Raw genomic sequence first — 14,376 nt, forward strand, 5'->3', positions numbered from 1 at the left:
TCTTAGGAGCGAGGCGTAGGATGACAGTTTGGGTTGAAAACGGTTCATCCGTACTCCGTCATCCCGGCGCAGGCCGGGACCCACGCAAGTGACCGCGCACTCTCCTGACATTTCTAAAAAGCGACTCTGAAGCACGTCATCCGCGCAACTAACACCACGATTGTTCGGAGAGGATCGCCCAGAAGGCTGACGCCCGGTACCGAGAGCACATCGACATGGGTGGCGGGAACCCCAGGGCGAGCCCGAGGATGACAATCGAGCCGGGATCGGCGCCGACGCTCTTCGGCTATGGAAGAAGTTTGGCTCGTGCCCTTCCCGCTCCTGACGGGCCCCCTCTCCCCGTCCTGACGGGGAGAGGGTTGGGGTGAGGGGCAGGTTCCAGGCGCAACACAAGAGGCCGCCGTTATCCTAACCGTCCGCATCGAAGACGATGGCAAGCGGGGATCACCCGGCAATCTTCGAGAAATCGGCAACCGTCAGCGTGGCTGCGCGGATTTCCGACAGCAGTTTGAGACGGTTGTCGCGCAGCGCCGGATCGGGCGCGTTCACGGTGACCTTCTCGAAGAACGCATCCACAGGCGCCCGCAGCTCCGCGAGCGCGTTCATGGCGCCCTTGAAGTTCTCGACGTTGAGCGCCGCGACCGTGTCCTGCTTGACGCTCTCGATGGCCGCCGCCAGCGCCAGCTCCTCGTTTTCGCGCAGCAGCTTGAGATCGTAGCCACCGGTGTAGCTCGTCTTGTCCTTCTTCTCCTCGATGGCGAGGATGTTGGACGCGCGCTTGACGCCTGCCAGCAGCGTCGCGCCGTCGTCCGTCTTGAGGAACTCGCCCAGCGCTTCGACGCGCCTCACGATCAGCGCGAGGTCGTCCTGCCCGCCCAGCGAGAAGACGGCGTCGATCAGGTCGTGCCGCGCCCCCTTGTCCTTGAGATAGACCTTGAGCCGATCAGCGAAGAACGACAGGAGATCCTTGCTGAGAGAGGCCGGATCGAACACCCCCTCACCCTGTCCCTCTCCCCGAGGGGAGAGGGAACCAGTGCCCCGCGCTCGACGAGCCCCCTCTCCCCCTGGGGAGAGGGTTGGGGTGAGGGGGCTAGCGGCGGCCTGCTCGAACACTTTCATCAGCGGCACACGCAGATCGTTTTCGATTACGATCCGGATCACGCCCAGCGCCGCGCGCCGCAGCTGATAGGGATCGCCTGATCCCGTCGGCTTCTCGTCGATGGCCCAGAACCCGACCAGCGTGTCGAGCTTGTCGGCCAGCGCGACCGCAATCGCCACCGCGTCGCCCTCGTCCTCTTTCGGCACGATGTCGGTCGGGCCCTTGGGCTTGTAGTGCAGCTCGATGGCGCGCGCGATCTCGGGCTTGGCGCCCGCATGCTCGGCGTAGTACCGGCCCATCAGCCCCTGCAGCTCGGGGAACTCGCCGACCATGCCGGACACGAGGTCCGCCTTGGAGAGCTCCGCCGCGCGCCGCGCATCCTGCGGATCGGCATCCACCGCGCCCGCAATCTGGAACGCCAGCTCCTTGATGCGCTCCACGCGCTCCTTTTGCGTGCCGAGCTTCTCATGGAACGTGATGCCTTCGAGCGCGATGGCCATCTCGTCGAGCGGACGCTTGAGATCCTGCTCCCAGAAGAACTTGGCGTCACTCAAGCGCGCGCGGATCACCTTCTCGTTGCCGGACACGATCTCCGCGCCGCCGTCCGTCGCCGTCAGGTTCGAAACCAGGATAAAACGGTTGGCGAGCTTCTTCGTCTTGGGATCGCGCAGCGAGAAGCACTTCTGATGCATCTTCATCGACGTCGTCAGGCACTCGGCCGGCACGTCGAGGAAGCTTTCGTCGAACGATCCCATGAGCACCACCGGCCATTCGGTAAGCCCGGCGTTCTCCGCCAGCAGCGCCTCGTCCTCGATCAGTTCGAGCTTGGCCTTCTCCGCCAGCGCCGCCGCCTGCTCCTTGATTTCTTCCGCGCGCTCCTCGGCGTTGAGCATCACCGCGTGGCCTGCGAGCTTTTCCGCGTAGTCCTCGAAGCCCGTGACCTCGAACAGCGCGTTGCCGTGGAAGCGATGCCCGCGCGTCGCGTTGCCCGCCGTCACGCCCGCAACTTCAAGCGGCACCACCGCGCCGTCGATGAGGCACACGATCGACTTCAGCGGACGGATCCACTGGAACGTGTCCGCCCCCCAGCGCATGGACTTGGGCCACGGAAACTTGGCGAGCACACCCGATACGACATCGGCCACGATGGCCGCCGCCGCGCGGCCCGGCTTTTCGATCCGCGCGATGTAGTAGTCGCCCTTCTTCTCGTCGTGGACGATTTCGGCGTCCGCCAGCGAGGCGAGCCCCGCCGCCTTGAGAAAACCGGCCACGGCCTGTTCGGGCGCACCCACGCGCGGCCCCTTGCGCTCCTCGGAGACCGCAGGCGACTCGGCCGGCACGTCCTCCACGGCGAGCGTGAGGCGGCGCGGCGTCGCGAAGCTGTGCGCCTCCCCGATGTGCAACCCGGCGGCGCGCAGTCCTTCAGTCACAAGACGCTTGAGGTCCTCCGCGGCGCGCGCCTGCATGCGCGACGGAATCTCTTCGGAAAAGAGCTCAAGCAACAGTTCGGCCATGGGGGAGTGCCTCGTAGAGTGCTTCCGGAAAAGTGGGAACCGGTCATGGCACAGCCATGCCAGCGACAGTGTCCGACAAAGAAGCACGACAAAAAAAGAGCTAGGGTCTTTCGCGATCAATCAAACTTCGAAAGACCCGGGTGGGCGGTCGTGGATTCAGAGACATACGAGCCTCCCCGCCCACCGGCAACCCGCCACAAGCCCCCGCGAGGCACAAAAAAAAGGGGGCACGCTGGTCGCATGCCCCCGGTTCGGAATGAAAGATCGTCGCGCTTACGGCGCCGGAGCGGGCGCAGGCTCGGTTGCCGGCGTCTCGGGAGCTGCCGGCGTCTCCGGAGCAGGTGCGGGCGCAGCCTCAGGCGCGGGCGCAGGAGCCGGTTCCGGTGCAGCCGACGGGGCCGGTTCTGGGGCCGGAGCCGGAGCGGGTTCCGGCGCAGCGGATGGAGTCGGCTCGGGAGCCGGTGCCGGCGCGGGTGCTACGGCGGGCGTCGCATGCGGCGGCGTTCCGATGTAGCCGATGGCCTGCCTGCCGACGTCGTCGACCGCGCCGGTGGTGGTGAGATAGCCAAGCCCGACGACGAGCGCCGCAAAGAACATCCAGAACACGGGCCGGTAACGCCCCAACAGAATGCCGCCGATCAGCAGCGCCGGTACACCGATCGCAAGGATCCCAATGACTGTCTCGTTCACGAACGTCCTCCCTCGGATTCGAGCCACGCCGCGCAGCAGGCCTTGGCCAGCTCACGCACACGGAGAATATACCCCTGCCGCTCCGTAACAGAAATTACGCCTCTTGCATCGAGCAGATTAAAAACGTGCGAGGCTTTTATGCACTGGTCGTAGGCCGGCAACACCAAGAGGTGCTTTTCGCCATTTGCCCCCTTCGACAGCAGCGATTTGCATTCCTTCTCGGCATCCCGGAAATGCTGCAGCAGCAGCACCGTATCGGCATGCTCGAAATTGAATCTCGAATACTCTTGTTCTGCCTGCAGAAAAACGTCGCCGTAGGTCAGTTTGCGGTCGTCGGTGCGGCCGTTGAAGTTGAGGTCGAAGACGCGGTCGACGCCCTGCACGTACATGGCTAGCCGCTCGAGCCCGTAGGTAATCTCGCCCGCCACGGGATTGCAGTCGAAGCCGCCGACCTGCTGGAAATAGGTGAACTGCGTCACCTCCATGCCGTTGCACCAGACCTCCCAGCCGAGCCCCCAGGCCCCGAGCGTCGGGCTCTCCCAATCGTCCTCGACGAAGCGGATGTCGTTGACCTTGGTATCGATGCCGATCGCATCGAGGCTCGCCAGATAGAGGTCGAGGATGTTCTCCGGTGACGGCTTCATGATCACCTGGAACTGATAGTAGTGCTGAAGCCGGTTCGGATTCTCGCCGTAGCGCCCGTCCTTCGGCCGCCGCGACGGCTGCACGTAGCACGCGCTCCAGGGCTTCGGCCCGAGCGAGCGCAGCGTCGTTGCGGGGTGGAACGTGCCCGCCCCCACTTCCATATCGTACGGCTGCAGCACGACGCACCCTTGAGCGCCCCAGAACTGCTGCAGCGTCAGGATGAGATCCTGGAAACTTTCCTTCGGCCGCAACGGAGGCGCAGCGGAGGATTTGGCCTCGGCCGGTCGGGATGCTGTCTTTGCCATTGCGTGTGTGCCGGAATTTGGGGTTGAAGCCGCGCACTATACGCATTCGCGCTGCCCTGTCACGGTTCGCTTGGCGCAGCCCACCGCCAGCGAGAGCACGCGCGAACGGCACCGAACGACTCGGCCGCCTCTATCCGGTCGCAATCTTGCGCGGGCAGTCTCGGCTCAGAGATTACAGATTGCTCGGCGGCAAGACTGCCTCGATCGCGCGCCGCTCTTCCTGGGATCGCTGAGCGGCTGCGGCCTTGTGTAAATCCGTCTCGAGGAACAGCAGACCGAACAATGCGGCAGACCCCACATCGCGAACGTTGCAGCCCTCCGCATTCTTGTAGGCCAGCACGGAAATCTCAGGCGGCACGCTGGGCGCATCCGCTTGCACTGGCAGGCCCAGGTCTCCGTTGCCTGCGAAGAGCCGGGGACCACCATTCGGACGTCCTAACTTTTGATCGATCAGTGCCTCCCCCTTCTGCTCGTCGCCAGAGCAGAAAAGCAGCGTGACGCTAAAGACCCGATGCGGAGCTTTTCGCTCCCATGTGACGGTAAAGTAGCGGCGATCCGGGCATCTATACCGCGCCTCCTTGAGGACGAAGTCTCGCCGTGCCCGCGTCAATCCGAGCTTTGCCTCAGCTTGCTGCAGGGGGAAACGCAAATAATCCTGCCGCATACCGTGTTGAGGGTCGAAGTAAGCAACCCGGACGCATCCCTCTTGTTCAAGGGCGACCGACGCAACCGGCGCGCCCAATCGCACCCCACCAAGTTCGGCTGCGACGGCAGTACTGGTCAACCCTGCCATCACCAAGACAGCAACGGCAATTCGCATCGTCAGCTCCACAGAGGCCATGTGCACTGAGTGGATGAAGTCTGACCCAAACACCACAGCGAAACCTGCGCATCCACAGCTAGCTGATAGTCAGCCCGCATTCTACAGAACGGCAGCCTTAGTCGGCATCGCCTTGCGTGCGGCACGCTATTTCGAGCGCGGGCGGTAAACGCCGGACTGCGGATCGAGGTCGAGCGTGCCGAGGTCCTTCGGCGCGGGACGCGGCGCGCTTTTCATCGGCGTGGGCTTGTCCACCGTGCCCTGTACGAGCCGCGACACCCACTTCAGGCCGGCATAGAGCCCGGCACCGGCGATCACCAGAGCGAACACATGCGGCATGGCGCGATGAACCTCCTCATGAGCCGATGACGAAGCGGGGCCCTGCGATCATAGTCCGAAACGCGACCACATGGCCCGGATCTCGATAGCCGACACCAGATCGTCGGCGAAAGCAAGGCTGCCAGAGACTGAGCCTGGGCCCGGCCCGCCCAATACCGAAGGCAGCTTCCGGAAACGCGAGGCGAGCCAGCCGCGTTCCACCGGCACGACGCGCAGCCGCACGTTGTCCCCGTGCAGCTCCCGCATCTTCGTCCGCACGTCCGAAATCCCGTCGATGAGCCCGAGCTCCAAAGCGTCCGATGCGGACCAGAACGCGCCCGAGAAGAGCTCCGCGTCCGGGCCTCTGAGACGGCCCAGGCGGCGATCCTTGACCACGCCGATGAAGACGTCGTGCACATTGCGCTGAATGGATTTCAGCCGCTCGATGTCATCGGGCTTTTCCGGCTGGAACGGATCGAGCGAGCCCTTGTGCGTCCCCGCCGTATAGACGCGGCGCGAGATGCCGAGCTTTTCAATGGCGCGGTCGAGCCCGAAACTGGCCGAAATGACGCCGATCGATCCGACGATCGACGACGGGTCGGCGTAGATCTCGTCGCCCGCAACAGCGAGGTAGTAGCCGCCCGACGCGGCCACATCCTCGCAGAACACATAGATTTTCTTGCCCTTCTCATCGGCAAGCTGGCGCATCCGCTTGAACAGCAGGCTCGACTGGACCGGACTGCCGCCGGGCGAGTTGATGACGACCGCCACCGATTTCGCGCGCGACATCGAGAACGCGCGCTCGATGGGACCAGCGAGCGCCGCGAGGCTGAGCCCCGGCCGGAGCGGCGCCGCCATGCCGATCGCACCCGACAACTTCAGCACAGGCACCACCGCGCCCCGGTTGAACCAACCCATACGGTCTTTCCTTTCTCAGTTCACATCAGTGCAGATCGTGAAGGTCATCCGCCGGTTACAGTCTCTCGCTTTGCAGCACCAAAGGCCGCGTCGAGCGCCAGACCGCGACGGAGCACGCCATCCGCGCCGGCCGTGGCGCGCTTCTCGGCGTCGTGCAGCACCAGCCCCGCCTCGATACGGAACGGCGCACGGGACCCTTTTGTACCACGCACGATCACCCTGTTCGCCGCCTCACCCATTTGGGGATGAAGAGGCTGGACGGAAAGGCCGCCGAAACGTCCTTCGAAACAACTCAAGAGCGCCGGCAAGGCGTCCGCCTTGTGGATCACGAGCGCCTCCCCGCCCGGCCGCGCCATGCGCGCCATGAAGCGCGCCCAGTCGGCAAGTCCCGCCTCCGGCATCGCGTGCGCCGCGGCCTTGAGGGCGTGGCGTGCGGCCGTCCCGGCGCCTTCCGAATGGAACGGCGGATTGGCGATCACATGGTCGAAATGCTCTTCCACGATCCCGTGCGCGGCAAGCTCGTCACGGCTGATCCGTCCGACGTCTGCTTCAATTACCGACACACGATTTTCGAGCCCGTTTCGCGCGATGTTCTGGCGCGCCAGCGCGACGAGGTCCGGTTCGCGCTCGATCAGCACCACGCGCGCGCCGGCGCATCGCCATGCGACACAAAGCCCAGCCGTTCCGACACCCGCGCCCACGTCCAGAACACGCGCGCCCAGGCCCGGGCGATCGACGACCGCCGACGCCAGGAATACCGCGTCGAGCCCCGCGCGATATCCTTGAAGTGGTTGGAATATTCTGAGCCCGCCGCCAAGAAAGGCGTCGTCGCTGACGGACATATGCAAGGCCTCGTGACAACTCATTTTTCGATGCACCAGCGCCAAACACTGGCTATGGTGCGGGAACATTAGACCCCAAGAAACGTCCGCAACAAACCAAGGAATTTACCGTGGGAGTAGTCGTCCCCCTGGATGAGGCCCGCGAGCCGAAAGGCCTCGCACCGTTGTTCGAGATCGTCGCCGAGGACATGAAGGCGATCAATCGCATCATCCTCGACAAGGCCGTATCCGACGTCGAGCTCATCCCCAAGCTGACCCATCACCTCGTCAACTCCGGCGGCAAGCGTCTCCGGCCCATGCTGGCCATCGCGTCGGCCAAGTTGTGCGGCTACGACGGCCCGAAACACGTGCCCACGGCGGCCGCCATCGAATTCATGCACACGGCCACCCTGCTGCACGACGACGTCGTCGACGAGAGCGACACGCGGCGCGGGCGGAAGACTGCGCGCCTCATCTGGGGCAACCAGACCACGGTGCTGGTCGGCGACTTTTTGCTCGGCCAGGCCTTCCGGATGCTGGTCGAGGTGGGCTCGCTGCCCGTCCTGCGCATCCTGTCGAATGCGGCCGCGACCATCGCCGAGGGCGAGGTCATGCAGCTCGCCGCCGCCAAGAACACGGCCACGACCGAGGACGCCTATCTCGAAATCATCGATGCGAAAACGGCGGCGCTCTTCGCCGCGGCATCCGAAGTCGGCGGCGCCATCGCGGAGCGACCGGCGGACGAGCAGGCCGCGCTGCGCTCCTATGGCCGCAACCTCGGCCTCGCCTTCCAGCTTGTCGATGACGCCCTCGACTATTCCGGCGACAGCAAGAGCCTCGGCAAATCGGTCGGCGACGATTTCCGCGAGGGCAAGATTACGCTGCCCGTCATCCTCTCGTTCCGCCGCGGCACCAGCCGCGACCGCGAGTTCTGGAACCGCACCATCGTCACCGGCGAACTCGGCGACGGCGACCTCGAGCACGCGATCGCTCTCATGCGCAAGCACAAGACGATTGAATCGACCCTCGAACGCGCGCGCTCCTACGGCAGCATTGCTCACGATGCGTTGGAGATCTTCCCGCCAAGTCGAGAAAAGAGCGCCATGCAGGACGTGATCGACTTCTGCATCTCACGCGCGCACTGAGAGCGGCGTTCCGCTCTCAAGCGTTCAACCGAGCGTCACCGCCACGACCCACCAGTCGGGATGCGCCGCGGCCAGCCGGCCCCGCGCGCGCGCGGCGTCTGCCTCATCGGCAAAAACACCGAAGCAGGTCGGGCCGGCGCCCGACAAGGCCGCATGCTCGACGCCCGGTTCGGACGCGAGCGCCGCCAGTACCTTCCGGATCTCCGGCACCACGGTCGCCGCAGCGTCCTCCAGATCGTTGCCGACCGCGCGCATAAAGTCGAGCAGAGCGGCCCTGTCGGCAAATGCGGGCACCGCGTCGCGAGGCGTTAAGTGTGGTGCGGACCCAGCACCGAGCGTCCGAAAAACACGCGCCGTCTTGTCGTCCGGCACGTGAGCCAGCGGATTGACGAGCACGGCCGCGAGCGGCGGGACCCCGCCCGGAATGTCGGCGAGGTCATGTCCGACGCCCGTCATCCAGAGCGGCCGTGAGGCGAGACACACGGGCACGTCGGCTCCGATGCGCGCCGCGAACGCCGGCCAGTCGATCGGGGCCGCGGCCTTCGGGCTCGCGCGCCGGACCGCGCGGATCAGCGCCGCGGCGTCTGCGGAGCCGCCACCAAGTCCGGCGGCGATGGGAAGGTTCTTTTCGAGATGAACGCGTCCGAGCGCGACGTCCGGCACTTCCGTGACGATCAGGTCGAACACCGCGTCGAGTGTCGTCGGCCGTCCGGACAGCCCAGACCGGGATAGCTCGGACGCGAACGGGCCGGAGACGACGATCTCCCGGGACAACCCCGGTTCGAACGTCAGCGTGTCGCCCACGCTCGCAAACGTCGTCAGGCTGGCGAGGCGATGATAGCCATCCGCCTGCCGTCCCGCGACGTGCAGCGTGAGATTGACCTTCGCCGGCGCAAATTCACGGATGGAAGTCATGGCAAGCCCGCACGTCGCACCCGCACGTCGTCGCAGACCCGCGCAACGGACCGCCGGCCATTGGAATGAAGTTTGACGCGGCGCCGGAGCGACGCCTATTTCGCCTCGGCTTCGCCCACCTTGGTAGCCTGCTTGCCGTTGCCGTCCCCGGCGGGAAGGGCGGCGGACAGACCCGACTCGAGCTTCTTCTTGATCTTGCTCTCGTCCTCGGGCGCGGGCTTCAACGTCAGCGCCTGATCCCACTGGAACCGCGCCTCACGCTCGCGGCCGACGCGCCACAGCGCATCGCCGAGGTGATCGTTGAGCACCGGATCGTTGGGCTCGAGTTCGACAGCGCGTTCGAGATAGCGCACGGCGTCGTCGAAGTTGCCTTGCATGTAATGCGCCCAGCCGAGACTGTCGACGATGTAGCCGTCCTCCGGCTTGAGCGCGACGGCCTTCTCGATCAGCGACATGCCTTCCTTGAGATTGCGGCCCTGGTCGATCCACGAATAGCCGAGATAGTTGAGGATCAGCGGCTGGTCGGGATAGAGCGTCAGCGCTTTTTCGAGATCGGCTTCCGCGGCACTCCAATTCTTCAGCCGCTCATAGCTCGTTCCGCGCGCGTAGTAGTAGACCCAGTGGCGCCGTTCCGGCTTGGACACGAGCGCGAGCGCTTGATCGTATTGCGGAATGGCTTCGGCATAGAGCTTGCGGGCGCGAAGGATGTTGCCGAGCGCGTCCAGGATTTCGAGCTTGTCGCTGACCGTGAGCGGCATGCGCGCCTCGGCCTCGACGGCCGCCGGGGCGCTGGCAACTGTGGCAGGCGCCGCGCTGCCACCGGCCGCAATGACGCGGATGGTTGCCGGGCCCGCAACGCCGTCGGCGCGGATCTTGTTCTTCTTCTGGAACGCCATTACGGCGCTTCGCGTGCCGGGACCGAAGCGGCCGTCGTTGGAGCCGATCTCGTAACCCAGCGCCGAGAGCGCCGCCTGCAGTTTCTGCACGCCGTCGCCCTTGTCGCCGAGACGAAGCACGTCGTCGCCGTCGGCAAGTTCCGCCAGTTCGCTCACCGGAGCGGTTGCGGTGTTTTTCTGCGCGGCTTCATGCGCCGGGCTCGGCTGAACGGCCGTGCCGTCGGTATCGAGCAGACGGGAAAGCGTCTCGCGCGCCTCGTCCACCTTGTCGAGCGAATTGAGATTGAACGCCTTGCGGATCTCGACCGCCGTCGTGAGCGGGCTCGTCACGGGGATCCGCTCGTAGGTCTTGATCGCGTCGGCGTACTGCTTGTTGCCTTCGTAGGCGCTGGCGAGCGCGGCGAGCGCGAACTGATGCTCGGGCTCCACGAACAGCGCCATCTGCATATAGAGAACGCCGACCCCGACGGCGCCTTCGCCGATCAGGGCTTCGCCGAGGCCGTAGAACACTTCGGCCATGCCTTCGGAGGCCGTCGTCACGATCGGCTTGATCGTCGCGCCGGACTCGACCGCGGCGCGCAGGCTCCTGAGCAGCGGATGCCCGTCACCCTGCGACTTGGCGATGTGTGTATCGATGATCGACAACGCCTTCTTGCGGTCTCCCGCGATCGCGGCGTGGCGAGCGAACGCGAGCGCCGTGCGCAGCGTCCGGCCGTCCTGGCCATAAACAAGATCGTAAGCGGCCCGCGCCTCTTTGCGCTTGCCCGCGATGTCCGAGATCAGGGCGCGATGATAGCGCAGGAAGAACTGCGCCCATTCCGCCTGCTTCGGCAGGTTGAGGCTGGCGAGCGCCTCCGTCATTTCATTGTGGGAGACATGCACCCAGGCGATGGCCAGCGCGCTGGTCAGCTCGCCGATCGGGCCCGATCCGGCCGATTTGAAATGCTGCTCGGAATCCTTCCAATCGTTCGCCTTGAAGTCCCGCAGCGCCAGCGCGAGCTGCGCCATGCGGTGCTGCTTCTGCACGCCGATGAGATCTTCCGCCAGCTTGAAGGCCCTTGGCCAATCTCCGCGCGCCGCTTCGATCTGGAAAGCCTGCTCGAGCAGCAACTCGTTGGCAGGATCGTGGAGCAGCGCGTTGCGGTAGAAATCGGCCGCTTCTTCCGCATCGTTCTGGGCCCGGGCAAAGCGCCCGGCGAGATAGCTGCCTACGAGAGAACGTGTCCCGTCGAAAGCCTCACCCGTTTCGATCGCCTCGGCGCGGGAGAGACCGGGCAAGCCGATCAACCCAAGCGCGACAAGCGGAGCGAAGATGGCAAACCGGCCACGGCGAACACTCATTCCTTGATCCTCTCCGGGCTTTCCGCACGACGTGGTGGGAGAGTAGCAAACCTTTCGACCGGTTGGCGACTCCACTTCACCAATGATCCGAAGCAAAATTTCGCCATCGGTTCATGCGGCGGAAGGGACCAAATACCTACATCTCGGCATAATTCGGTCCGCCGCCGCCTTCCGGGCAGACCCAGGTGATGTTTTCGCTCGGATCCTTGATGTCGCACGTTTTACAGTGAACGCAATTCTGTGCGTTAATCTGAAAACGAGCGCCGCCGGCGTCATCGCGCACCACCTCGTAGACGCCCGCCGGGCAGTATCGCTGCGCTGGCTCGGCATATTCGGGCAGATTGACCTCGATCGGGATCGAGGGATCGGCCAGCTTGAGATGGACCGGCTGGTCTTCCTCATGGTTGGTGGCCGAGAACGAAACGTTGGTCAATTTATCGAAGGTCAGCACGCCGTCCGGTTTGGCGTAGGCGATCGGGGTCGCTTTCCTGGCCTTCCGCAAGGTCTTGGCGTCGCGCTTTCCATGCCCCAGCGTGCCGAGCGGCGACCAGCCGAACAGGATCGTCCGTAACCACATATCGAGCCCGCCGAGCCCGATGCCCGCCACCGTGCCGAACCGCGACCAAAGCGGTTTGACGTTCCGTACGCGCTTGAGATCGCTCGCGATATCGCCTGCGCGCACGGCCTTTTCGTAGCCGTCGAGCACATCGTAGGCGCGCCCGGCCGCCAACGCTTCGACCGCCGCCTCGGCCGCATGAATGCCGGACAGCACCGCATTGTGGCTGCCCTTGATGCGCGGCAGGTTCATGAAGCCCGCGCTGCACCCGAGCAGCGCGCCGCCCGGGAAGGCAAGCTTCGGGATCGATTGCCAGCCGCCTTCCGTCAGTGCCCGCGCGCCGTAGGAGATGCGCCGGCCGCCCGCGAACACCGTGCGGATCGCGGGATGCGTCTTGAAGCGCTGGAACTCGTCGTACGGCGAGAGATACGGGTTGTCGTAGTTGAGATGAACGACGAAACCCACCGAGACGAGGTTTTTGCCGTAGTGATAGAGGAAGGAGCCGCCGCCGGTGTGCAGGTCGAGCGGCCAGCCGAAGCTGTGCTGCACCAATCCCGGCTGATGCTGCTCGGGCGAAACCTCCCACAGCTCCTTGAGGCCGATCCCGAATTTCTGCGGCTGACTGTCCCTTGCCAGGTCGAACCGCGAGATCAGCGACTTCGCCAGCGACCCGCGCGCGCCCTCCGCGATCAGCGTATATTTGCCGCGAAGCTCCATGCCGCGCTGGAAGGTGTCCTTCGGCGTTCCGTCGCGCGCGACCCCCATGTCGCCCGTGGCAACGCCGACGACCGCGCCCTCCACGTCGTAAAGCACCTCGGTCGCCGCGAACCCGGGATAGACCTCGACGCCGAGCTCGGCCGCCTGCTCGCCGAGCCAGCGCACGAGCAGGCCGAGGCTACCGATGTAATTGCCGTGATTGTTCATGAGCGGCGGCATCATGATGTTCGGCAACCGCACGTCGCCTGACGGGCCGAGCACAAGGAAGCGATCCTCGGTCACCTTCGTGGTGAGCGGCGCTCCGCGCTCGCGCCAATCGGGAATGAGCTTGTCGAGGCCCTTGGGATCGATCACGGCGCCAGAGAGGATGTGCGCGCCGACCTCGCTGCCCTTTTCGAGCACGACAACCGAAATCTCTTGCCCTGTCTCTGCCGCGAGCTGCTTGATGCGGATCGCCGCCGACAAGCCCGCAGGGCCTGCACCGACGATAACAACATCGAACTCCATGGCCTCCCGCTCGGGAAGGCCAGCCTCATCGCTCGCCATCAGATAATGTCCCTAGTTAACGTCATCGCCCATAGCCCGATTTGGTCCCAAATGCCGGATGCGTCAAGCATTGTCGGCCGTTGAGCCGCAACGCCGGAAGCGTGCAATTGGCGCGCCGCAACGCTAAAGTGCGCCCCATGCAATCCGAGATCGACACACGCGAGGCGGCCGCCCTCCTCGACTGGTACCGGGAGATGGGCGTCGAGACGTCCGTCGCCGCGGACCCGACCAATTGGCTGGAGCGGGGCGAAGCGGCGCCCGGAGCCGGATTCCGGCTTCCGGCCGCACAGCCCGAGGCCGGCGCGTTGTCGCAGCCGCCCGCTGCGCACCCGAACCATCCGTCGGAGGCAGCTCCGCGTGACGTTCGGGAGCCGCAGCCCGGCGCCGCCCAGACCGGCGCTCCTCAACCTCGTCAGCCTCCCGCCCCATTACGGCCGGCTCCCACCGTCGAGCCGCGCTCGCCCAGCAACGAGCCTGCGCCACCGCGTCCGGCGTTTGCGGCGACACCTCCGGATGCGGCTGGAATGGCCGCCCGCGCGCTTGCCCGCGAGGCCCGCTCGCTCGACGAACTCGAAGCGTCGCTCCGCGCCTTCGACGGCTGCAGCCTCAAGGCGACGGCCAAATCGCTCTGCTTCTATCGGGGCGCCCAGCAAGCCCGCCTGATGATCGTCGGCGAAGCGCCGGGACGCGAAGAGGATCTGGAAGGCCGCCCCTTCGTCGGCCGCGCCGGCCAGCTTCTCGACAAGATGCTCGCCGCCATCGATCTCAAGGAAGCGGACGTCCACATCACCAACGTCGTCTACTGGCGACCGCCCGGCAACCGCCCCCCCACGCCGCAGGAAAGCCAGGTCTGCCGCCCGTTCCTCGAACGTCAGATGGAACTGGTCGGCGCCGACGTGATGCTGCTCCTCGGTGGCGCGGCGGCGAAACAGGTGCTGGGCACGGACGACGGCATCATGCGCATCCGCGGCAAATGGCGCGAGGTCCAGAGCGGCGGACGCACGATCAAAACGATGGCAACGCTGCATCCGGCTTACCTTTTGCGTACCCCAGCCGCAAAGCGCCACGCCTGGCGCGATCTGCTCGCCATCCAGGCCGCGCTATCCAGTCCGCTGTGAGCCGGCCCACGA

The 14,376-nt window shown here is 65.4% G+C and carries 12 protein-coding genes; 2 read left to right on the forward strand and 10 right to left on the reverse strand.

Annotation, left to right across the window (positions count from 1 at the left end):
• Window positions 1–444: 444 nt before the first annotated feature.
• From glyS to ACTIFK_RS06005, 7 genes are all read right to left on the reverse strand, one after another.
• Window positions 445–2,613 (reverse strand): glycine--tRNA ligase subunit beta, encoded by a 2,169-nt coding sequence (gene glyS, locus ACTIFK_RS05975; protein ID WP_439542140.1) that lies wholly within the window; start codon window positions 2,611–2,613, stop codon window positions 445–447.
• Window positions 2,614–2,886: 273 nt separating this feature from the next.
• Window positions 2,887–3,303, reverse strand: a complete 417-nt coding sequence (locus ACTIFK_RS05980) for a hypothetical protein (protein WP_439542141.1) — start codon at window positions 3,301–3,303, stop codon at window positions 2,887–2,889.
• Window positions 3,300–4,253 (reverse strand): glycine--tRNA ligase subunit alpha, encoded by a 954-nt coding sequence (locus ACTIFK_RS05985; protein WP_439542142.1) that lies wholly within the window; start codon window positions 4,251–4,253, stop codon window positions 3,300–3,302. The genes ACTIFK_RS05980 and ACTIFK_RS05985 overlap by 4 nt, the downstream gene beginning before the upstream one ends.
• A gap of 172 nt (window positions 4,254–4,425) precedes the next feature.
• A complete protein-coding gene (locus tag ACTIFK_RS05990) occupies window positions 4,426–5,073 on the reverse strand; it encodes a hypothetical protein (protein WP_439542143.1) in 648 nt (215 codons plus the stop codon).
• A gap of 147 nt (window positions 5,074–5,220) precedes the next feature.
• On the reverse strand, window positions 5,221–5,412 hold the full coding sequence (locus tag ACTIFK_RS05995) for a hypothetical protein (RefSeq protein WP_439542144.1): 192 nt from the start codon (window positions 5,410–5,412) through the stop codon (window positions 5,221–5,223).
• A gap of 48 nt (window positions 5,413–5,460) precedes the next feature.
• Window positions 5,461–6,309, reverse strand: a complete 849-nt coding sequence (locus ACTIFK_RS06000; protein WP_439542145.1) for a S49 family peptidase — start codon at window positions 6,307–6,309, stop codon at window positions 5,461–5,463.
• 44 nt (window positions 6,310–6,353) lie between these two features.
• Window positions 6,354–7,151, reverse strand: coding sequence for a tRNA1(Val) (adenine(37)-N6)-methyltransferase (locus ACTIFK_RS06005; RefSeq protein WP_439542146.1), 798 nt, complete (start codon window positions 7,149–7,151; stop codon window positions 6,354–6,356).
• Between the two features lie 110 nt (window positions 7,152–7,261).
• Between ACTIFK_RS06005 and ACTIFK_RS06010 the strand changes: the two genes are divergently transcribed.
• Entirely contained in the window at window positions 7,262–8,275 is a 1,014-nt protein-coding gene (locus tag ACTIFK_RS06010) for a polyprenyl synthetase family protein (protein ID WP_439542147.1), read from the forward strand.
• Window positions 8,276–8,299: 24 nt separating this feature from the next.
• On the opposite strand, the gene ACTIFK_RS06015 is transcribed toward ACTIFK_RS06010, so the two are convergent.
• The 3 genes from ACTIFK_RS06015 to ACTIFK_RS06025 all read right to left on the reverse strand — a co-directional run bounded on the left by ACTIFK_RS06015 (window position 8,300) and on the right by ACTIFK_RS06025 (window position 13,246).
• The gene (locus ACTIFK_RS06015; protein ID WP_439542148.1) at window positions 8,300–9,190 is read right to left on the reverse strand and encodes a 4-(cytidine 5'-diphospho)-2-C-methyl-D-erythritol kinase; all 891 of its coding nucleotides are present in this window, start codon (window positions 9,188–9,190) and stop codon (window positions 8,300–8,302) included.
• Between the two features lie 95 nt (window positions 9,191–9,285).
• A complete protein-coding gene (locus tag ACTIFK_RS06020) occupies window positions 9,286–11,427 on the reverse strand; it encodes a tetratricopeptide repeat protein (protein WP_439542149.1) in 2,142 nt (713 codons plus the stop codon).
• A gap of 136 nt (window positions 11,428–11,563) precedes the next feature.
• Window positions 11,564–13,246, reverse strand: a complete 1,683-nt coding sequence (locus ACTIFK_RS06025) for a 4Fe-4S dicluster domain-containing protein (RefSeq protein WP_439542150.1) — start codon at window positions 13,244–13,246, stop codon at window positions 11,564–11,566.
• 137 nt (window positions 13,247–13,383) lie between these two features.
• Between ACTIFK_RS06025 and ACTIFK_RS06030 the strand changes: the two genes are divergently transcribed.
• Entirely contained in the window at window positions 13,384–14,364 is a 981-nt protein-coding gene (locus ACTIFK_RS06030; protein WP_439542151.1) for a uracil-DNA glycosylase, read from the forward strand.
• Window positions 14,365–14,376 lie beyond the last annotated feature (12 nt).

The organism is Hyphomicrobium sp., from assembly GCF_051860585.1.
In the GTDB taxonomy this organism is placed as follows: Bacteria; Pseudomonadota; Alphaproteobacteria; order Rhizobiales; family Hyphomicrobiaceae; genus Hyphomicrobium_C.